We start from the raw sequence: 20568 nt of genomic DNA, 5'->3' as shown, positions 1-20568 counted from the left end.
GGCGGGTCCGGATGACTAGTCGGCGCGAGACGTACAGGGGTTAGGAATGGGCAGGCACAGCATTCCCGACCCTGAGGATGCCCCCGACGGGCCCGACCACGGGCCCGTCGGTGACTCCGGTTACTCCGGCGAGTACGAGCGTCCCCGCGGCGACCAGTCAGGGCGCGCCGGAGACGAATTCGACACGCCCGGGCGTCAGGTCGATCGCGGGTACCGGGATGCGCCCGGGTACCTCGAAGGGCCTGACTACCGGGACGACCGGGGGTACCGGGCCGAGCCCGATTACCGCACGCCCCAGTACGCCGACGGTGACGACGACTACGAATCCGACTATCGCGATTCGGAGTACGCCGATTACGAAGAAGCCGAGTACGACGAAGGCGACTACACCGGGGACGACGAGGGCTACGAAGACGAATACGTCGACGGCTATCGCGGCAAGTACGCCGATGCCGACGACGGCTATGCCGCGGAGTACGCGGGCGAGTATTCCGACGGCGACGACTACGCCGACGATCAACCGACCGCGCAGTTCGGCGCGGTTTCCGAACCGCCACCCCCGGCCACCCCGACGAGTCGCCAGCGCGGCGACTGGGACGGTGAGTGGACCGGCAGCCACCGCGCCGTTCAGTCCGGCCGCAGGGGTGTCAGCATCGGCGTGATCGTCGCGCTGTGCACCGTGGTGGCCGTGGTCGGCGCGATGATCCTGTGGAAGTTCTTCGGTGACGTACTCGCCGGCCGCAGCGATGCCGCGGCCGCGCGCTGCGTCGACGGCGAACTCGGGGTCGCCGTTATCGCAGACCCGACCATCTCGTCCCGCATCGAGGGATTGGCCAACACCTACAACGAGTCGGTCAGCCCCGTGGGTGACCGCTGCGTCAAGGTGCGCGTCCAGTCCGCCGATTCCGACCGGGTGGTCAGTGGCTTCGCCAACGCGTGGCCGAGCGAGCTCGGCGACCGTCCGGCGCTGTGGATTCCGGCGAGCAGCATCGCCGAGGCGCGACTGGAGGCGACGGCCGGCGCCAAGACGGTCAGCGACAGCCGCTCCCTGGTCACCTCACCGGTTCTGCTCGCTGTCCGTCCGCAGCTCAAGGACGCACTGGCACAACAGACCTGGGCCACCCTGCCGCAACTGCAGAGCAGCCCGGCCGCGATGAACGCGCTCAAGCTACCCGGTTGGGGCACACTCAAACTCGCACTGCCGACCCACAGCAACGGCGATGCCGCCGCCTTGGCCGTCGAGGCCGTCGCCGCGGCATCTGCCCCCGCGGGCGCACCGGCGACCTCGGGCATGAGCGGTGTCAACAGCCTGCTCCGCGGGCAGCCCAAACTCGACGACTCCGAGCTGGGAACCGCCATGGACGCGCTGCTCAATGCCTCCGATCCGGCGACCGCGCCGGTGCACGCGGTGGCCACCACCGAACAGCAGATCTTCCAGCGGGGCACCTCGCTCGACAACGCCAAGTCCTCGTTGGCCGGCTGGCTGCCGCCCGGACCGACCGCCACCGCCGACTACCCGACGGTGCTGCTGGCCGGAGACTGGCTGGAGAAGGAACAGGTCACCGCGGCCAACGAGTTCGCCCGCTATCTGCGCAAGCCGGAGCAGCTGGCCGAGCTCGCCAAGGCCGGGTTCCGCGCCGAGGGAACGACGCCGCCGTCCAGCGACGTCACCGGCTTCTCCCAGCTCGCGGCGCCGCTGTCGATCGGTGACAACACCATGCGGGTGACGCTGGCGAACTCGACGGCCGCGCCGTCGGGAAATCCGGCGGTCACCATCATGCTCGACCAGTCGATGCCCACCGAGGAGGGCGGCAAGTCCCGGTTGGCCAACGTCGTGGCCGCGCTCGACAGCCGGCTCAAGGCGATGCCGGACACCGCCTCGGTCGGGTTGTGGACCTTCGACGGCACCGAGGGCCGCTCCGAGATCTCGACCGGGCCGTTGGCAGAACCGGTGAGCGGTCAACGCCGCTCCGATGCGCTGACCTCGACGCTGGACGAACAGTCCGCGTCCGGTGGCGGTGCGGTGTCGTTCACCACGCTGCGGATGCTCTACACCGAGGCACTGTCGAAGTACCGTGAGGGCCAGACCAACTCGATTCTGGTGATCACCACCGGGCCACACACCGATCAGAGCCTGGACGGGCCCGGGCTGCAGGAGTACATCCGCGGCGCATTCGACCCCGCGCGCCCGATCGCGGTCAACGTGATCGATTTCGGCAGCAGCTCCGACCGGGCCACCTGGGAGGCTGTCGCACAGGCCAGTAGCGGCACCTACCAACACATCTCCAGCTCGGCCTCACCCGAGTTGACCACCGCCGTCAACACCCTGCTGGGCTGATCCGCGATCAGGCGATGTCACACGTCACGGTTAACGTGGCGCTGTGACCGCGTACTGGATCAACACGATCACCCGGGCGCATGTACTGCGGGGCGTCGCCGGAGGCTTCACGCAGGCCAACCACGGGAAGGCCGACGGGGTGCGTCGGCTCAGTCGTGGTGACGAGATCATCTTCTACTCACCCAAGTCGGACTACCCCGACGGAGCTGTGCTGCAGACTTTCACGGCCCTCGGAACAGTCACCGACGACGAGCCCTACCAAGTCGAGATGAGTCCCGACTTCCATCCGTACCGACGCCATGTGGCATTCGCCGACTGCGTCGAGACACCCATCCGGCCACTCATCGACGAACTCGATTTCATCGAGGACAAGCGCCGTTGGGGCTACCGGTTCCGGTTCGGCCTGTTCCGCATCGACCGACACGACTTCGAGCTCATCCGTTCGGCGATGACACCGTCGCCCCGATAGGGGCGGCACAACCGGCAGCCGCAGGGGCCGTCAGGCGAACGCCTCGACCGGCGGGCAGGAACACACCAGATTCCGGTCACCGTAGGCGCCGTCGATGCGCCGCACCGGCGGCCAGACCTTGGGACGGAATCCCTTGCCCAGCGGGTAGGCAGCCTGCTCGCGGGTGTAGGGGTGGTCCCAGTCGGTCACCAGCAGGCACTCGGCGGTGTGCGGGGCGCCGCGCAAGGGGTTGTCGTCCACCGACCACTCCCCCGAGCCGACCCGGTCGATCTCGGCGCGGATGGCGATCATCGCGTCGCAGAACGCGTCGACCTCGGCCAGGCTCTCGCTCTCGGTCGGCTCGACCATCAACGTGCCGGCCACCGGGAAGCTCATGGTCGGTGCGTGGAAGCCGTAGTCCGCCAGTCGCTTTGCCACATCGTCCACGGTCACGCCGGTGGCCTTGGTGATCCCGCGCAGGTCGAGGATGCACTCGTGGGCGACCATGCCGTTCTCGCCGGTGTAGAGGACCGGATAGTACTCGTCGAGCCTGCGGGCCACATAGTTGGCCGACGCGATCGCGGTCAGGGTCGCCGCGCGCAGACCTTCGGCGCCCATCATCCGGATGTAGGCCCAGGTGATCGGCAGGATCGACGCCGACCCGTACGGTGCCGACGACACGGTGTGCTCATCGGGCAGTTCGTCGGCCAGCGGATGGCCCGGCAGGAACGGAGCCAGATGCGACCGCACCGCGACCGGCCCGACACCGGGACCGCCGCCGCCGTGCGGGATGCAGAACGTCTTGTGCAGGTTCAGATGGCTGACGTCACCGCCGAAGCGACCCGGCCGCGCCAGGCCGACCAGCGCGTTGAGGTTCGCGCCGTCCACATAGACCTGTCCGCCCACATCGTGCACCGCCGCGCAGATGTCGGCGACGTCGTGCTCGTACACCCCGTGCGTCGACGGGTAGGTGATCATCAGCGCCGCAACACGATCCGCGTGTTCGGCGATCTTCGCGCGCAGGTCGTCGAGGTCGACGTCGCCGTTCTCACGGCACGCCACCACCACGACGCGCATGCCGGCCAGTGCTGCCGAGGCCGCGTTGGTGCCGTGCGCGCTCGACGGGATCAGGCAGAGGTCGCGATCGGTGTCTCCACGTGAGACGTGGTAGGCCTTGATCGCCAGCAATCCGGCGTACTCGCCTTGCGAACCGGCATTGGGCTGCAATGAGATCTGGTCGTAGCCGGTGATCCCGGTGAGCCAGCCCTGCAGATCGGCGATAAGTTGGCGCAGTCCCGGGTTGTCCGATGCCGGCGCGAACGGGTGCTGACGGCCGAACTCGGGCCAGGTGATCGGCTCCATCTCGGCGGCCGCGTTGAGCTTCATCGTGCAGGAGCCCAGCGGAATCATGCTGCGGTCCAACGCGATGTCCTTGTCCGCCAGCGCCCGGAGATAACGCATCATCTCGGTCTCGGTGCGGTACTTGTTGAACGCCGGGTGCGTGAGGAAGTCCGAGGTCCGCGTCACGATGCCTGCCGACACCGGTTCGGCGGCGGAGACACCGAACGCCTCCACGACCGCAGCCACATGCGCATCGGTGGTCGCCTCGTCGCAGGACACCGAGACGTGATCGGCGTCCACACGCCACAGGTTGATCCCCTTGGCCTTGGCGGCCGCGACCACCGCGTCGGCGCGTCCGGGAACCCGGGCCAGCACGGTGTCGAAGTACTTGTCGTGCACCAGCGCATCGCCGAGCGCGCCGGCGATCGCCGAGGCGTGGCCGTGTACGCGGCGGGCGATGGCAGTCAGTCCCTGAGCGCCGTGATAGCTGGCGTACATCGCGGCCATCACCGCCAGCAGCACCTGTGCGGTACAGATGTTGCTGGTCGCCTTGTCCCGGCGGATGTGCTGCTCGCGGGTCTGCAGCGCCAGGCGGTAGGCCGGCGCGCCGTCGGCGTCGACCGAGACGCCGACCAGCCGGCCCGGCAACTGCCGGGCGTGCTTGGCGTGCACGGCGAGATAGCCGGCGTGGGGTCCACCGAATCCCATTGGCACGCCGAACCGTTGGCTTGTTCCGAAGGCCACGTCGGCGCCGATCTCGCCCGGCGGCGTGATCACGGTCAGTGCCAGCAGGTCGGCACCGACGGCGACGAGCGCGCCACGCTCATGGGAATCCGAGACCAAGCTCGCCCAGTCCACGACACGCCCACTCGCTCCGGGCAGCTGCACGATGACACCGAAGAACTCGCCTTCCGGAAGTCCCTGGCGCAGATCGGCCGTGACGATCTCGATGCCGAGCGGCTCCGCCCGGGTGGCCAGCACGGCCGCGGTCTGCGCGTACACGTCGGTGTCGACCAGGAGCCGATTCGCCTTGGACTTGGTCGCGCGGTGCATCAACGTCATGGCCTCGGCCGCGGCGGTGCCCTCGTCGAGCATCGAGGCGTTGGCGACCTCGAGTGCGGTCAGATCCGAGACCATGGTCTGGAAGTTCAGCAGGACCTCGAGACGGCCCTGGCTGATCTCGGGCTGATACGGCGTGTACGCGGTGTACCAGGCGGGGTTCTCAAGAATGTTGCGCCGCAGGACGGCGGGAGTGAAGGTGTCGAAGTAGCCCTGACCGATCATCGAGACCGCGGTCGTGTTGGAGTCGGCCAACGCGCGCAGCTCGGCCAGTGACTCCTCCTCGGTGGCCGGCGCGGGCAGACCCTCCAGCCCCGGGGCGACACCGCCGGACGACAGCGCGTCGAGGATGCCCGCCGGAAGCGCCTTGGCAGCGAGCTCGTCGAGGGATGCCACGCCGATCACTTCGAGCATGGTGCTCACGGCGGAGGCGTCCGGGCCGATGTGACGATCGGAGAAACGCGATTGATGCTGGTCGGACACGACACTCCCCTGAGGCGCAGACGTGCTCAGACGTCCTAGGCGTCCCTCTCCCTCTGTCGTCGACCCGGTCCGGGCGCCTGAGAGATTCAGTCCCGGTACAGGACTTTTCCCCATGGGCGGGTGCCCAGCGGGCACCACTTTCCAGAGGCATCGGGGCCTGGCGCGGTCCTGGGTGCCTGAGAGGTTGACGGAGAGGTATTGCTCCTTCGGCGTCCGTGGCTGGCTGTCACGAAGCTCTCCCGCGCGAGGGCGATGCGTCCCTCATCTTACCGGGCATCCACCGGCTTCTCCGCATAGCCGCGAACCGACGCGCAGGTGCCCCGCATCACCGGATACGGGGCACCTAGGTGTCTGGTCGGGAGGGAGGGTCAGCCGATCTTGCGGTCGCGGCTTTTGCGCCGCGACGCCAGCTCATCCTCGGGGGATGGAATGGACTCGCCGCCGTCGGCACGCTCACCCGGGAAATCGGCGATGGTGCCGGTCAGCTCACGCATGGCGCCGGATACCGCGATGCCGAACACGCCCTGACCGCCCTGCAGCAGGTCGACAACCTCTTCGGCCGACGTGCACTCGTAGACCGTGGTGCCGTCGGAGAACAGGGTGATGTTGGCCAGATCCTGCACGCCGCGCTGGCGCAGGTGGTCGACCGCGACCCGGATGTTGTGCAACGAGATACCGGTGTCGAGCAACCGCTTGACGATCTTGAGGACCAGAACGTCCTTGAACGAGTAGAGGCGCTGGCTGCCCGAACCGGCCGCGCCCCGGATCGAGGGAACCACCAGGGAGGTACGCGCCCAGTAATCGAGCTGCCGGTAGGTGATCCCGGCGATCTGGCACGCGCTGGGACCGCGGTAACCGACGAGTTCGTCAGGAACCGAATCGTCGGGGAACAGCCCACCCTGCACGGGTTCGCCAGCCGGCCTGACAGGCGGCTCCGCGCCGCTCCCGGTGGTCAGATCCAGCTCTTCCTGCCGTGGCGTGTCACCCACTGTGAATCCTCTCGCCGTTCGAACTCGCCCGCGTCGTACTGCTACGTCATGTACCGCGGCCACCTGTGCCGCGGCGGTTTGCTGCGAGCTCGAATGTGTCGAGCATACGCTTCCCGCCGAGCCCTGATTGCCCGCTGTAGAGAAAGTATGGCGCCCGAATTCCTGCCCGATTGGCTCCCGCGCCGCGTGTTGACACCGGTATGCGCACTTGAGACGTATCCGTGATCTGCGACGGCGCAGCGGCGCGGGCGGCGGTCATGTGGCCTTGAAGTCGTCCGGTGAAACGCTGTCCAGGAATTCCTTGAACTTCTCGACCTCGTCCTCGCGGACGGTGCCGGCGGCCTCTTCGTCGTTCTCGTCGGGAATCAGCAGGCCGGCTTCGGCCAGCACCGCCTCCTCCACGTAGATCGGGACGCCGACACGCAGGGCGATCGCCACCGAATCCGAAGGCCTGGCCGACACCTTGATGTCACGGTCGAAGATCAGGTCGGCGTAGAAAGTGCCTTCCTGCAGGTCGACGATCCGCACCTCTTTGAGCGAATGCCCAAGGGCGGTAATGACATCTCGGATCAAGTCGTGGGTGAGCGGCCGGGCGGGTTCGACGCCCTGCTGTTCCAGCGCGATCGCGGCAGCCTCCGACTGCCCGATCCAGATCGGTAGGTAGCGATCGCCGTTGGATTCCCGCAAAAGCAACACGGGCTGGTTCTGCGGCTGTTCCACCCGAATGCCGACCACGCGAACCTCAGCCATCTGTGCCTGCCCTCCGCACCGCCGTGCCGTTTCGTCGAATCTTCGTCCGTCGCACCGTCCGCCATCACCACATTGCCAGGGGTCCCGACGTAGACGAACTGGCCGTCAAAACGAGTCTAGTCCTCAGCGATCCAGAACGTCGCGTACGGCGGACTTGATGAGCGACGTGTGCAAGGTGATCGCCAGGGCGGCCACCTCACGCGCCAGATCGTCGGCGCGGTCGCGGGCTCCGGCCTTGCCCGCCTTGCCCACCGGGCCCGCGATCTGGGCGATCAGGTCAGATTGCCGGTCCGCCGCGGAGCGGAACGCCCGCAGGTGTCGGGGCTCGACACCGTAGTCACCGAGGGCGCGCGCGCACTGCGCGATCACCACGGAATGTTCATCGAAAAGCCCGGCCGGCCCGGCGGTGATGATGCCGTTGCGCACCAGCGCCCCCAGCATCTCGTCGTCGATGCCCGACCGGGCCAACAGATCTTCACGGGACAGCCGGACCTGGGGCGGCGCCACCGCTGAAACACCGGCAGCGCCGTCCGCCGAGCCGTCCCCGCCCTCGGATACCGGCACCAGACGCGGCACGCCGTAGGCGGATCCCACCTGGGGCAACTCACCGTCGGGTTGAGCGTCCAGCTGGGCCTTGATCACCTTCAAGGGCAGGTACTGGTCACGCTGGGCGGTCAGGATGAACCTCAACCGCGCACAGTCGTACGCCGTGAACCGCCGGTACCCCGACGCGGTGCGCTGCGGCGTGACCAGTCCCTCTGCCTCAAGGAATCGGATCTTGGAGATGCTGATGTCCGGAAAGTCGCCCCGCAGCAGGTCCAGCACTGCGCCGATCGACATCCCGGCCAGTGCAGGTCTGTCGGGGGCAGTCATCGGCTAGCTGGCGGAGCCGCTGTCGTCGTCAGACCGGGGACCGGTGAGGAACACCAGCCGGAACTTCCCGATCTGCACCTCGTCGCCGTTGGCGAGAACGGCCGAATCGACCGGCTCGCGGTTGACATACGTTCCGTTGAGGCTGCCGACGTCGACAACCTGGAACTCGCCGCTCTCCAACCGGAACTCGGCGTGTCGCCGGCTCACCGTCACGTCATCGAGAAAAATATCGCTGTCCGGGTGGCGCCCCGCCGACGTGGTCGGCTGATCGAGCAGAAAACGCGACCCGGCGTTCGGTCCGCGCTTGACGACGAGCAATGCCGAACCCGCGGGCAGGCCCTCGACACCGGATACGGCGCCTTCGGTACCGGCCGCTGCGGGCGCATCCAGTTCGTTCAAGAAGTCCGCGCGGAAAACCGATGTGGTTTCCACCGTCACGTCCTCCGACTGGTCGGCCCCCAAATTGCTGTCCTTGTCCGTCACCCGCTGCTCCTCACTGGCTGCTGTGGCGTTGCCCGGCGTGGCCCCAGCCCATCGTCGGTCTCATGTCGACCGTACCGCGCATCAGGCATCGTTGGGTCCACCACCGCCGGATCCGATGGGGAAGATATCTGCGCGCCGGGCACGGCCCAACCGGTCTTGGCGACCGGCCGTGGAAACCCTAACAATTACTTACTCGGTCACGGCGGCGCGGTAGCCGTCCGCGTCGAGCAAACCGGCGAGGGCGTCCTCGAGCGTGCCCTCCTCGAGCCGCAGATCGACGAGCCAGCCTTCGCCGTAGGGGTCGGAGTTGACCAGCTGCGGGCTGCCGTCCAGATCACCGTTGACCGCAACGACTTTCGCCGCGACGGGGGCGTACAGGTCCGACACCGACTTGGTCGACTCGACCTCGCCGAACGCATCGCCCGCGGCCAGCTGGGCACCGACGTCGGGCAGCTGCACGAACACCACATCGCCCAGGGCGGACTGCGCGTAATCGGTGATGCCGACGCGCACCGTGTCGTCACCGGTACGCAGTACCCACTCGTGCTCCGAGGTGTAGTACAGGTCGGCTGGGATCTCGCTCACGGCGCTCCTTTGGTTGTCGGGCGATGGGTTGCTGGACTCACTTGACGGGCTGAGCGTATTGGCGCGGTTTCGGTTGCCGCAAGGCGGTGACGTCGACACGCTCGGCTTGTTGTACCACCATCGTGCCGCCTACGCGCTTGACGCTGTCCATTGCCCCGCCGGGAATGTTCATCGCGGCCGCCAGCGTCGGCGGATCCCCTATCGCCAGAACAGAATACGGCGGCCGCAGGGTCACGTCGTCGGCGGTGAGCGCCCCGGGCGCACCGATGATCCAGGTGTCCAGGCCCACCCGCACCGCGGATTGCTGATCGCCACCGCGGATCTCGATGGCCTCGGCCCCGGCGGCACGCAGCTCGTTGATCACATCGAGCATCGTCTCGGCAGGCACCCCGGGCGCGTTGTCTTCTATGGTGAGCGTCACTCCGGGACCCGTCGCAGCCACGGTGCCGATCTGGATCGACAGCGCCTCCAGCCGGGACTGCGCGTTCTCGATCGCGGCCTGATCGCTGCTGCCGGAGGCCTGTAACTGCTGCAGGGTCCGCTGCAGATCGGCCACCTCGGTGTTGAGCGAGCCCTCACGTTGCTGCAGAGAATCCAGCAGCACCAGCAGATCCGCCGGCCGGGCAGTCTCCAGCGAATCTCCGGACTCGTTCTGGCGAACCTGTGTGACGATCGCCATGCCCAGCAGAATGCACAGCAACACCCCGAGGGCGCCGAACATCAGCTGCGAACGGCTGCGGCGCGCGATGCGAAGATTCCGGAACCGGCGTGGCGAGACATCCGCGGGCATCTCATGGCGGCCGTGGTGCTCGGCATGGTGCTCGGCGTGATGTTCCGGCTGCGCTTCCGGCGGCGCTTGTTCGGCCTGCGCCGCGGGCTGGGCATCAGGCTGCGCTTCGGGCTGGTCCGGCTCGGGGGTGCCGACCGGCTTGTCCGGTTCGGGCGGGGGCGGAGATTCGGGTTCGCTCATGTCAGGCGCCGAACAACCTGCGCCGCAGCGCTGCGGCGTTGCCGAAGATCCGGATGCCGAGGACCACGATGATCGCCGTCGACAATTGGGTACCGACGCCCAATTGATCGCCGACGTAGACGATCAACGCGGCGACCAGCACGTTGAACACGAACGACACCACGAACACCTTGGCGTCGAATATCCGCTCCAGATAGGCCCTCAACCCGCCGAAGACCGCATCGAGTGCGGCCACCACGGCGATCGGAAGATACGGCTCGACGAACTCGGGAACGCTCGGGTGGAATACCAACCCGAGCACGATCCCGACGACCAGTGCGACGATCCCGATCATCTAACGGTCAATCCTGTGCACGTCAGGCCTATCCAATCTGTTTGGCGAAGTTGACATCTCGTACCGATACCGCGGGCACGGTCAGCCCGTCGCCCGCACTCACGTTCACTCCGACCCCGTAGGAGGTCTCCAGCAGCCGCAGCCGCTGCAGACCCGGAGTGCGATCGAAAGTATCGGCCATCCCCTTCGGCGGTCCGATGGCCACAATGACATACGGACTCGTGATCGGCTGGTTGTCGACCAGAATCCCTCCGCCCGCCTGGCGGATCGTGACACCGGCACCGACCCGCACGCCGCCCACCGAAACCGCCTCTGCCCCACTGGCCCACAGCGAGTTCACCACCAGCTGCAGATCCCGGTCGAGGATGATCTGCTGACCACCGGCAACGCGTTGTTTGGACACGTCGCTCAGATCTTTGGACAGACCGGGGTCGGTGACCGTGACGGTCAGCCCGGGACCGATCATCGGAATGGCCGCGGCTTCGATGTTGGCCGTGTCCAGGCTGCCGAGCAGACGCTGGCCGTTCTCGTCCATGCCGAGTCTGCTGCGGCGCTCGGCGTCCACCTGATCCACGAGTGCGTCGCGCTCGGAACTGGCCTTGTCAGCACCGATCTGAGCCGCCCGCACCCGGCCTGCCAGCGTGTGCTGGGCTTCCCGGGCGGCCGGGGCAGCGGTCTGGGCCTGACCGGCAGCCACGGCGAACACCGTGGCGATCGCGCCCGCGCCCACCAGCATCCACGCGAAATCGCCGAACCGCCGGCGCGGGCGGTCACCGGCTTCACGAGCTGCGGCTGCCGCGGCATAACCGGGATCGAGATGGTCCGTCAGCAACGACCGCAGGAGCGAGGGCAGCGGAATGCGCTTGGGGGCGTGGGCCTCATGGTCGTTGAGCCCGGCCCCTGACTCGTAGCCGCCCAGGGTGCTCATGACCGGGCGGGGAGTTGTCGCACCACCATCGTCACCTGTATCAGATACAGCACCGCCGACCACAGATACAGCGCCACGCCCCACAGCAGGAAGGCCCAGCCGCAGGCCAGTGCCACCCGGCTCCACGTCGCGTCCCACTGGCCGAGCAGCACCCACGGGAATCCCGACATCAGCGCGAAAGTGGCGGCCTTGCCCAGATACGTCACCGGCAGAGCGGTCAGTCCCCGGCTGCGCAACAGCGGCAGCGTCGCCGCCAGCAGCACATCACGCCCCAGCAGGGTCAACACCAGCCACCACGGCACCACGCCGTACAACGCCAGCGCGACCGGGACGGTGACCATGTAGATGCGGTCGACGAGGGGGTCGAGCAGTTCGCCGAGCCGCGAGGACTGGTTGGCGACCAGGCGCGCGATCTTGCCGTCGGCCCAGTCGGAGAAGCCGCTGAACATGAGGACCGCGACGGCCCACCCGTTGGCATGCGCACCGAACAGCAGCCACAGGAACACCGGCACCAGCACCAGCCGCAGCACACTGAGCGCATTGGGCACGGTCAGCACCCGGTCCGGCCCCGGTGAAGCGGCCCGACTCGTCGCGCTCCTGCCCTCAGGAGCAGGCGCGTGTTCCATGCCTAAAACCTAGCGGAATACGCCCGGCAGACTCAGCGCCGACATCGTGTCGTCGTTGAGCGGATTGTCGTGGACCATGTAGGTCCACGTCGACGTCGGCCGCGCGAGCTTGGACAGATCGATGCCCGGCTCGTCCTCGATCGAGTCCGCCGTGTCGAAGGTCTGCTGCGCAGCCTCGATGGCATCGGCGGCCAGCGACGCGAACGCGTCGACGGCCATCCGGTGGAACTCGTCGAGCGGGTTCTGGCGGCCCAGCGCCCGCAGGTGGATGCTCTCCCGGATGTCGGCGAGGAACGCCAGGTGGTCACACCAGCCCCGGTCCAGGTGATACAGCATGATCAGCCGGCAGATCCTCTCCAGCTTCTCCTCACTGTCCTCGCCGAGGTCCTCGGCCAGCTTGGCGTAGCGCTCCGGTGAGCGGTCTTTCAGCTCCTGACGTGCGGTGTCGGTACGCAGCAGGGTTTCGCGACGGTCCACGATGATGGCGCGCTGCTGCGCGATCAACTGGTTGTAGCGCCAGGTGTTGGCGTGCACGTCGAGCAGCCTGCCCTCGGCGACGCGCTGCGCGTGGTCGAGCAGACCCGCCGCCTTGGGCGCGGTGATCCGGCCGTCCTCGTCGGTCTCGGTGGGCAGCTTGGTGTCGTCCAGGTGAGAGGCCACCACCTCGTCCTCCCAGCTGGAGAAGAACACCGTCGAGCCGGGGTCGCCCTGGCGCCCGGCGCGCCCGCGCAGCTGATTGTCGAGCCGCTCGGTGTGGTGGCGGCCGGTGCCGACGACGTGCAGTCCGCCGAGGTCGGCCACCTTCTCCTTCTCGGCCGAATCGTCGGCCGCGTCGGATCCGCCCAGCCGGATGTCGGTGCCGCGGCCGGCCATCTGGGTGGACACCGTCACCGAGCCCAACTTGCCCGCCTCGGCAATCACAGCGGCCTCTTCGGCGTCGTTCTTGGCGTTGAGCACGACGGCGGGCACGCCCGCCTTGACCAGCCTGCGGTGCAGGTCCTCGGACTCGGCGACGTCGTGGGTGCCGACCAGCACCGGCTGACCGGTCTCGTGCACCTCGGCGATGTGCTCGACGATGGCGTGGTTCTTGGCCGCCTCGGTGAGGTACACCCGGTCGGTCTCGTCCTCGCGGATGTTGGGCTTGTTCGGCGGGATCGGCGACACGCCGAGCTTGTAGAACTGGCGCAGCTGCTCGCCGGCGGCCAGCGCGGTACCGGTCATGCCGCACACCGTCGGGTAGCGGTTGACGAGTGCCTGGACGGTGATGGTGTCGAGCACCTCACCGGTCTCCGTGGTCTCGATGCCTTCCTTTGCCTCGACAGCGGCCTGCAGGCCGTCCGGCCAGCGCTGCAGCGAGGCGATGCGCCCGCGGGACGCGTTGATCAGGTGGACCGCACCGTCGCGGACGATGTAGTGCACATCGCGCTGCAGCAGCACATGCGCGTGCAGCGCGACGTTGATCTCGGTCAGTGTGGTGGCGACGTGCTCCTCGGAGTACAGGTCGATGTTGCCCAGCCGGGCCTCCAGCTTGCGGGCGCCGGCCTCGGTGAGGTGCACGTTGCGGTTGTCGTCGTCGGTGTCGAAATCCGTTCCGGCGGTGAGGTCGCCGACCATGCGGATGACCTCGACGCGCGGCTGCTCCCGGTGGCTGGTGCCGGCCAGCACCAGCGGCACCAGCGCCTCGTCGACCAGCACCGAGTCGGCCTCGTCGATAAGGGCCACGTCGGGATTCGGGGAGACCAGGTCGGCGACGTCGGTGACCAGCTGATCGCGCAGCACGTCGAAACCGATCTCGTTGACCGAGGCGTAGGTGACGTTGCACTCATAAGCCTCCCGGCGCTGCTCGGCCGTGGAATCCGCGGTGATCCAGCCGACCGTGAGCCCCAGCGCCTCCAGCAGCGGGGTCATCCACTCGGCATCGCGTCGCGCCAGGTAGTCGTTGATGGTGATGACGTGGACGTGGCGCCCGCCGATCGCGTAACCGGCCGCCGCGATCGCCCCGGCCAGGGTCTTGCCCTCACCGGTGGCCATCTCGACGACGTCGCCGGCGAGCATGCGCAGCGCCGCGAGCAGCTGCACGTCAAAAGGACGCAGACCGGTGGTCCGTTCGGCGGCTTCGCGCGCCAGCGCCAGGAACTGCGGCATGTCCGCGGACGCGGCCAGGTCCTGCAGCTCAAGCAGCTTGGCGGCCTTGGTGAGCTGCTCGTCGTCGAGTCCGGCAGCCTTGTCCTCGAATTCGGCTGCACCCTTCACCTCTGAGAGCGACCGGGCCTGATTCCGCTCGGTGCTGGCCCCCAGTAGCTTCCAGAACTTGCTGCTCACGCGGCCCGGTTTGGCGTTGGACGTCTTCGGCACATGTTCACGGTACGCGGAGGTCAGTGGGCCGCGAACGCGACCGGTCCCGCTGAGCGCTCCGCGCCGCCCGTCGCAGCATTGCGGGGTACCTTGCCCGCATGGAGATGTTCAGTCCCACGCTCGATTGGAGCGTCGAGCTCGTGACGTCGCTGGTGTGGATCGCCAAAGGCTGGCTGATCACCGCGGCCTGCACTTTGGTGATCCTGGTCCTGATCGCCCGGTTCACCACCTGGGGCAGGCAGTTCTGGCGGATCACCCGCGAGTATTTCACCGGGCGCGACAGTGTGATCGTGTGGGCGTGGCTGGGGGCGATGCTGCTGTCGGTGATCACCGGGGTGCGACTGGCGGTGCTCTTCAGCTACCAGGGCAACGACATGATGACCAGCTTCCAGGTCATCGCCGGCGGCATATCCAGCGGCAACGAGGCCGTGAAGGTGTCCGGTAAAGACGGTTTCTGGCTGTCGCTGGGCGTCTTCGCGTTCCTGGCCGCGATCCACATCGCCCGGATCATGCTCGACATCTATATGGCCCAACGATTCATGCTGCGCTGGCGGGCCTGGCTGACCAGCCGGCTCACCGGTGACTGGCTGGACGGCAAGGCCTACTACCGGACGCGCTTCATCGACGACACCATCGACAATCCGGACCAGCGCATCCAGGCCGACATCGACACTTTCACCGCGGGCATCGACTCGCTGCCGAACCGTCCCAGCGCCGGCTCCACGAACACCCTGCTGTTCGGCTCCATCTATTCGGTGGCCTCGATGATTTCGTTCACAGCGATTCTGTGGAACCTGTCCGGTGGAGTCACCTTGCCCCTCGTCGGGATCGAACTGCCACGGGCGATCTTCTGGATCGGCATCGTCTATGTCCTGTTCGCCACAGTGGTGGCATTCTGGCTCGGCCGGCCGATCATCCGGCTGGCCTTCAACAACGAGAAGTACAACGCGGCCTTCCGCTATGCGCTGGTGCGGCTGCGCGATGCTTCCGAGGCAGTGGCCTTCTACCGTGGAGAGATCGCCGAGCGAACCGGCCTACGGAAGCTGTTCGCACCGGTCGTGTCGAACTACCGGAATTACATCAACCGGATGATCAAGTTCCAGGGCTGGAACAACTCCATCGACCAAGCCCAGGAGCTCATCCCCTACATCGTGCAATTCCCGCGGTTCTACAGCGGCGAGATCACCCTCGGCGCGCTGAACCAGACTGCCAGCGCCTTTCGAAGCCTGCTCGACGGGCTGTCCTTCTTCCGCAATGCCTACGACCAATTCGCCGGCTACCGGGCCGCGATCATGCGTCTGCACGGGCTCGTCGTTGCCAACGACGCGGGCAGGGCATTGCCGGAGGTGACCACCCTGCCATGCGTCGACGGCACGGTGAAGCTCACCGATGTCGAGGTCCGCACGCCGGACGGGAAACAGCTCATCAAGCCGCTCGACCTGCACCTGCAGGTTGGCGACACACTGGTGATCACCGGCCAGTCCGGCAGCGGCAAGACCACCCTGCTGCGAAGCCTTGCCGAGCTGTGGCCGTTCACCTCGGGCACTCTGACCCGTCCGTGCGGCCCGAACGAGACGATGTTCCTGTCCCAGCTCCCCTACGTGCCGCTCGGAGATCTGCGCGCCGTGGTCACCTATCCCGGTGAGGAGTGCACCATCGACGACGAGACACTCAAGCGGACGCTGGAAGAGGTGGCGCTGGCGCATCTGGTCGACCGACTCGACGAGGTCCAGGACTGGGCCAAGGTGCTGTCTCCCGGTGAGCAGCAACGGATCGCGTTCGCCCGCATCCTGCTCGTCAAGCCCAAGGTCGTGTTCCTCGACGAGTCGACCTCCGCACTCGACGAAGGTCTCGAGTACATGCTCTATCAGCGTGTGCGCACCGACCTGCCCAACACGATCTTGGTCAGTGTCAGCCACCGCACGACCGTCGAGCAGCACCACACCCACGAGCTCGAACTGCTGGGTGACGGCGAATGGCGACTCGGCCGGGTCGAGGACGACACAGCCGACCTGGTCAAGCAACCCTGATCGGGCGGTAGTTCCCGGTAACTTCCGGGGGTATGGAGATGTTCACCCAGTCGCTGGACTGGGGCAACGAAATCCTTGCGTCGCTGTTCTGGGTCCTCAAGGCGTGGGCGATCGGCGCGGTGGCACTCGTGGCCGTCCTTGCCGTGCTGGCCCGAATCACCACATGGGGCCGCCAGTTCTGGCGGGTCACGGGTGGTTATTTCATTGGGCGCCAGAGCATTCCGGTGTGGGCGCTGCTCGGGGTGCTGCTCCTGTCGGTGATGCTCTCGGTGCGCATGGACGTGTTGTTCAGCTACTACCTCAACGACCAGACAACCGCGTTGCAGGTGGCGTTCTCCGGAGCCGGTTCTGGCGATGAAGCGGTGCGCCGTTCGGGAATCGACGGGTTCTGGCAGTCGATCCTGATCTTCGCGATGCTGGTCACGGCCGACATCACCCGCACCCTGCTCGACCTGTATCTGATGCAGTACTTCATCGTTCGGTGGCGGGTGTGGCTCACCAACCGGCTCACCGGCGACTGGCTGGATCAACGCGCCTACTATCGCGGCCGATTCGTCGGCGGTTTCGGCGGTACCCCGATCGACAACCCGGATCAGCGCATCCAGCAGGACATCGATGTCTTCACCACCGGTACCGGGCCCGAGACCAACACACCGACGGTCGCCACCGCGCAGACGCTGCTGTTCGGATCGGTGTACTCGATCGTCTCGGTCGTCGCGTTCACGCCGATCCTGTGGAATCTCGCGGGCCCGTTGACGATTCTGGGCATCACGGTGCCCAAGGCATTGTTCTGGATCGCGCTGCTGTGGGTGGCGGTCACGACGGTCGTGGCGATCTGGATCGGTAGGCCGATGATCCGCCTGACCTTCCGCAACTCGCTCACCAACGCCGCGTTCCGGTACGCCCTCGTGCGGGTTCGGGACGGCGCCGAAGCGGTCGGCTTCTATCACGGCGAACGCACCGAACGCGCCACGCTGGCGGATCGGTTCGCCAGGGTCATCGCCAACTATCGCAGGCTCGTGCTCCGGGGGGTCGCGTTCCTCGGCTGGAATCGGTCCATCAACCAGATCATCGACCCTCTCCCGCTGATCATCCAGGCGCCGCGGTTGTTCGCGGGTCAACTGACCTACGGAGACGTCCTGCAGTCGTCGAGCGCCTTCAACCGGGTGCAGAGCTCCCTGAGCTTCTTCCGCTCGGTGTACGACGCATTCGCCGGCTACCGCGCCGCCATCATCCGCCTCGACGGCCTGGTCGCCGCGAACGAACAGGCAAGGGCGCTACCACGATTGGATACCGGGGTGAGCGCCAACGGCGGGGTCGAGCTCGAGGACGTCGAAGTGCGCTCCCCCGATGGCGATCTGCTGCTGCACGACCTGGACATGCAGCTCGCCCCCGGTGATTCGTTGGTCATCACCGGGCCGTCGGGTACCGGGAAGACGACGCTGCTGCGCAGCCTGGCACAGCTGTGGCCGTACGGATCCGGCACGGTGCGGTATCCCGAGGAGGGCGGGGTCATGTTCCTGTCCCAACTCCCCTATGCCCCGCTCGGCGATCTGCGGACGGTGGCCTGCTATCCCTCACCGCCCGGCACCTACAGCGACGACGAGATCCGGGCAGCGCTCGACGCAGTCGCGCTGGGAAACCTGACGTCCCGCCTGGACGAGGATGCCGATTGGGGAAAGGTGCTGTCCCCGGGGGAACAGCAGCGGATCGCCTTCGCCCGGGTTCTGCTGGCCAAACCGTCGGCGGTGTTCCTCGACGAGGCCACCTCGGCACTCGACGCCGGTCAGCAGCACGCCTTGTACACGACACTGCGCACCGAGTTACCCGATTGCATCGTGGTCAGCATCAGCCATCGAGACAGCGTCAACCGGCTCCACGACCGTCGCCTGGAACTGCTCGGCGACGGTCGGTGGAACCTCGCGCCCGTCGGCTCGCCGGCCTGAGGCGTCGCGTCGGCTAGCGGGCCGCCGCGTGAGTACCGGCGCGGCGTCCGAAGAACGACCCTTCGCCGAGCTGCACACCGCTGGCGTACCCCTTGCCGTCCTGGGCGATGTTGGACGCACAGGCGCCCGCCGCGTACAGGCCCGCGATGACGCTGCCGTCCTCCCGCAGTACCTCGCCGTCGATCGACACGGTCAGCCCGCCCATGGTGAATCCGGAGTACATGGCGATACCGAGGGACAGGTTGAACGCCGCATACGGGCCCTTGTCCTGCGCCGCGATGTAGTCGGGCTGCTTGTGGAAGTCGGGATCCTCGCCGTTGGCCGCGTCCTTGTTGTAGCGCTCCAGGGTCGCGGCCAGGTTCCCGGCCGGAATGCCCAGTGCCTCTTCGGCTTCGGCGATCGTCTCGTAGCCGTCGATGAACTGGATCAGCGGCATGGCGGGCATCTCCATGTGCGCCTCGTCCACGATCAGGTACGCCTGCTGATCGGGCTGTTCCAGCACGAAAGCCGAGGTGCGCGAGTGGTAGGAGTCCTCGGCGACGAACCGTTGGCCCTGGTTGTTGACGATGACGCCGGTCAACAGGATCTCCGGAGGGTAGGCCGCGGCGGTGATGAACAGCTGGTCCATGCCGTTGGCCACGCCGCCCGCGGCGACGCCCATCCGGATGCCCAGGCCGTCGTCGTTCGGGTTGCCCAGGATGTAGGGCTCGACCTCACCGTGGTGCTTGGTGCGACGTTTCTTGCCGAGCGCCGGGGTGTATTCGGCGACCATCTCTGGGTTCATCGCGAAGCCACCGGCGGTGATGATGACCGATTTCGCCTTGACACAACCGGTTTCGCCGAAGTGCTTCCACTTCACGCCGACCACGGTGCGGTCCTCGGCACTGCCCTGAACGACCAGATTGGTGGCCCCGACCTCGTAGCGGATGGTGACGCCCAGCGTCTCGGCGCGTTTCAGCAGGAGGTCGATCACCATCGCGGCGCCGCCCAACTCCCCCGGGACGGGCACCGAGTGCCCGCGCGGAGCCGGCTTGGCCTGCTCCGTGAACGGCCACACCTTCTCGTTGCCGGTGTAGGACAGCCCCTCGGTACCCGGGGGCACCACCACCTTGCCCGGGTAGAAGCTGCGCTCGAACTGGAAGCCCAGCGCCTCAAGCCAATTGAAATGTTCGACGCTGCCGTCGCAGTAGGCGCGGATCTTGTCCAGATCCGGTTCGCGCGAGACGGCGACCAGGTACTTGTACATCTCGTCGGCGGTGTCCGGATGCCCGGTCGCTTCCTGCACCGCGGTGCCGCCGCCGAGATAGAAGTGCCCACCGGCCATCGCGGTGGTCCCGCCGGCCGCCGCGGCCTTCTCCAGCACCAGGACGCGGGCCCCCTGCGCTGCGGCACTGACCGCTGCGCAACCTCCGGCGATGCCGAACCCGATCACCACGACGTCGAACTCGTCGGACCAGGATTCGACGTCCGCAGCCTCGACGACCTCGGGGATTTCCTTCACTGCTGCTCCTGTTTCACATACTCGAAGAACGCCCGGATCTCGGGCGGTATGTAAGCGATCTCCAGATACGGCACCCCGGCCCCAGCGGCCGACAGGTAGGCGAATCTCATTCCTCCGGGCATCTCGCCCTGGCAGACGGCCGGTGTCCCGCCTGCCTCGGCTTCGCGCAGTTTTGCCTCGAACGCTTGTGCGTCGGCCGCCTCGATGCAGATGTGGTGCAGTCCCGCGCCGTGGCGGTCGAGGAACTCGGTGTAGACACTCTCGCCGCGCACCGGTGCGATGAGCTCCAGCTGGGTGTCACCGGCGTAGCTCAGCGAGATGTCGGCCACGAAGTCGGCGGGCCTTCCCCGGTAGCTGCAGGCCTCGGGGCTGAAGTGCACCGCGGGCATACGCACCCACCGGCGCGCCCCCAGCAGGGTGGTCAGCGCTTGTTCGGTGGCGTCCAGATCGGCGGTTACCCAGGCGATCTGGACAGGTGTCTGACTAAGCATCGCCATGAGAATATCGCCCGCCCGGCGCGAAAGCTAGA

Annotated in this window: 17 protein-coding genes and 1 riboswitch; of the genes, 4 read left to right on the top strand and 13 right to left on the bottom strand. The window is 67.2% G+C overall.

Annotation, left to right across the window (positions count from 1 at the left end; translation table 11 throughout):
• Positions 1-46: 46 nt before the first annotated feature.
• Both EH231_RS07910 and EH231_RS07905 read left to right on the top strand, forming a co-directional pair.
• Entirely contained in the window at positions 47-2338 is a 2292-nt protein-coding gene (locus tag EH231_RS07910; RefSeq protein WP_124712194.1) for a substrate-binding domain-containing protein, read from the top strand.
• A gap of 43 nt (positions 2339-2381) precedes the next feature.
• Positions 2382-2807: an EVE domain-containing protein gene (locus EH231_RS07905; RefSeq protein WP_090433163.1), complete on the top strand. Its 426-nt coding sequence runs from the start codon at positions 2382-2384 to the stop codon at positions 2805-2807.
• A gap of 30 nt (positions 2808-2837) precedes the next feature.
• Here the strand turns inward: EH231_RS07905 and gcvP are convergent, their stop codons facing one another.
• The 11 genes from gcvP to secA2 form a co-directional block, all read right to left on the bottom strand.
• Positions 2838-5669 carry an aminomethyl-transferring glycine dehydrogenase gene (gcvP, locus tag EH231_RS07900; protein ID WP_124712193.1) on the bottom strand — a complete coding sequence of 944 codons (2832 nt, stop codon included), beginning with the start codon at positions 5667-5669 and terminating at the stop codon, positions 2838-2840.
• 153 nt (positions 5670-5822) lie between these two features.
• Positions 5823-5921, bottom strand: a riboswitch (glycine riboswitch).
• A 116-nt stretch (positions 5922-6037) separates the two neighbouring features.
• On the bottom strand, positions 6038-6658 hold the full coding sequence (locus EH231_RS07895; protein ID WP_090433159.1) for a MerR family transcriptional regulator: 621 nt from the start codon (positions 6656-6658) through the stop codon (positions 6038-6040).
• A 255-nt stretch (positions 6659-6913) separates the two neighbouring features.
• The gene (locus EH231_RS07890; RefSeq protein ID WP_044518823.1) at positions 6914-7408 is read right to left on the bottom strand and encodes a bifunctional nuclease family protein; all 495 of its coding nucleotides are present in this window, start codon (positions 7406-7408) and stop codon (positions 6914-6916) included.
• A 123-nt stretch (positions 7409-7531) separates the two neighbouring features.
• Positions 7532-8281, bottom strand: coding sequence for a transcriptional regulator FtsR (gene ftsR / locus EH231_RS07885; RefSeq protein WP_090433157.1), 750 nt, complete (start codon positions 8279-8281; stop codon positions 7532-7534).
• Positions 8282-8284: 3 nt separating this feature from the next.
• On the bottom strand, positions 8285-8764 hold the full coding sequence (garA, locus tag EH231_RS07880; protein ID WP_090433156.1) for a glycogen accumulation regulator GarA: 480 nt from the start codon (positions 8762-8764) through the stop codon (positions 8285-8287).
• Between the two features lie 189 nt (positions 8765-8953).
• Positions 8954-9349: a glycine cleavage system protein GcvH gene (gcvH, locus tag EH231_RS07875; protein ID WP_036449745.1), complete on the bottom strand. Its 396-nt coding sequence runs from the start codon at positions 9347-9349 to the stop codon at positions 8954-8956.
• Positions 9350-9386: 37 nt separating this feature from the next.
• Positions 9387-10319 carry a DUF881 domain-containing protein gene (locus EH231_RS07870; RefSeq protein WP_420891955.1) on the bottom strand — a complete coding sequence of 311 codons (933 nt, stop codon included), beginning with the start codon at positions 10317-10319 and terminating at the stop codon, positions 9387-9389.
• Position 10320: 1 nt separating this feature from the next.
• Positions 10321-10653, bottom strand: coding sequence for a small basic family protein (locus EH231_RS07865; protein WP_003882035.1), 333 nt, complete (start codon positions 10651-10653; stop codon positions 10321-10323).
• Positions 10654-10681: 28 nt separating this feature from the next.
• Positions 10682-11581 (bottom strand): DUF881 domain-containing protein, encoded by a 900-nt coding sequence (locus EH231_RS07860; RefSeq protein ID WP_090433155.1) that lies wholly within the window; start codon positions 11579-11581, stop codon positions 10682-10684.
• Complete coding sequence (locus EH231_RS07855) at positions 11578-12207, bottom strand: CDP-alcohol phosphatidyltransferase family protein (protein WP_164480805.1); 630 nt, start codon at positions 12205-12207, stop codon at positions 11578-11580. The genes EH231_RS07860 and EH231_RS07855 overlap by 4 nt, the downstream gene beginning before the upstream one ends.
• Positions 12208-12216: 9 nt before the next feature.
• Positions 12217-14562, bottom strand: a complete 2346-nt coding sequence (secA2, locus tag EH231_RS07850) for an accessory Sec system translocase SecA2 (RefSeq protein WP_124712192.1) — start codon at positions 14560-14562, stop codon at positions 12217-12219.
• Between the two features lie 98 nt (positions 14563-14660).
• On the opposite strand from secA2, the gene EH231_RS07845 reads away from it, so the two are divergent.
• Positions 14661-16592, top strand: coding sequence for an ABC transporter ATP-binding protein/permease (locus EH231_RS07845; RefSeq protein WP_090433149.1), 1932 nt, complete (start codon positions 14661-14663; stop codon positions 16590-16592).
• Between the two features lie 32 nt (positions 16593-16624).
• Positions 16625-18538, top strand: a complete 1914-nt coding sequence (locus EH231_RS07840) for an ABC transporter ATP-binding protein/permease (protein WP_090433147.1) — start codon at positions 16625-16627, stop codon at positions 18536-18538.
• Positions 18539-18551: 13 nt separating this feature from the next.
• Here EH231_RS07840 and EH231_RS07835 read toward each other — a convergent pair whose 3' ends face one another.
• Both EH231_RS07835 and EH231_RS07830 read right to left on the bottom strand, forming a co-directional pair.
• The gene (locus EH231_RS07835; protein WP_090433145.1) at positions 18552-20039 is read right to left on the bottom strand and encodes an FAD-binding protein; all 1488 of its coding nucleotides are present in this window, start codon (positions 20037-20039) and stop codon (positions 18552-18554) included.
• Positions 20036-20530, bottom strand: coding sequence for a VOC family protein (locus EH231_RS07830; RefSeq protein WP_090433395.1), 495 nt, complete (start codon positions 20528-20530; stop codon positions 20036-20038). Before EH231_RS07830 ends, EH231_RS07835 begins: the two co-directional genes overlap by 4 nt.
• Positions 20531-20568: the final 38 nt, after the last annotated feature.

Origin of the sequence: Mycolicibacterium nivoides, assembly GCF_003855255.1 — a bacterium.
Taxonomy (GTDB): domain Bacteria; phylum Actinomycetota; class Actinomycetes; order Mycobacteriales; family Mycobacteriaceae; genus Mycobacterium; species Mycobacterium nivoides.
The sequence above is the reverse complement of the archived record's forward strand: the minus strand, read 5'-3'. Positions and strand labels throughout refer to the sequence as shown.

What these genes read in the sequence shown, in the direction of transcription:
- EH231_RS07910 (WP_124712194.1), top strand. Translation starts at nt 47, where the DNA reads ATGGGCAGGCACAGCATTCCCGACCCTGAGGATGCCCCCGACGGGCCC.
- EH231_RS07890 (WP_044518823.1), bottom strand. Translation starts at nt 7,408, where the DNA reads ATGGCTGAGGTTCGCGTGGTCGGCATTCGGGTGGAACAGCCGCAGAAC.
- ftsR (WP_090433157.1), bottom strand. Translation starts at nt 8,281, where the DNA reads ATGACTGCCCCCGACAGACCTGCACTGGCCGGGATGTCGATCGGCGCA.
- EH231_RS07870 (WP_420891955.1), bottom strand. Translation starts at nt 10,319, where the DNA reads ATGAGCGAACCCGAATCTCCGCCCCCGCCCGAACCGGACAAGCCGGTC.
- EH231_RS07865 (WP_003882035.1), bottom strand. Translation starts at nt 10,653, where the DNA reads ATGATCGGGATCGTCGCACTGGTCGTCGGGATCGTGCTCGGGTTGGTA.
- EH231_RS07860 (WP_090433155.1), bottom strand. Translation starts at nt 11,581, where the DNA reads ATGAGCACCCTGGGCGGCTACGAGTCAGGGGCCGGGCTCAACGACCAT.
- EH231_RS07855 (WP_164480805.1), bottom strand. Translation starts at nt 12,207, where the DNA reads ATGGAACACGCGCCTGCTCCTGAGGGCAGGAGCGCGACGAGTCGGGCC.
- EH231_RS07845 (WP_090433149.1), top strand. Translation starts at nt 14,661, where the DNA reads ATGGAGATGTTCAGTCCCACGCTCGATTGGAGCGTCGAGCTCGTGACG.
- EH231_RS07840 (WP_090433147.1), top strand. Translation starts at nt 16,625, where the DNA reads ATGGAGATGTTCACCCAGTCGCTGGACTGGGGCAACGAAATCCTTGCG.
- EH231_RS07830 (WP_090433395.1), bottom strand. Translation starts at nt 20,530, where the DNA reads ATGCTTAGTCAGACACCTGTCCAGATCGCCTGGGTAACCGCCGATCTG.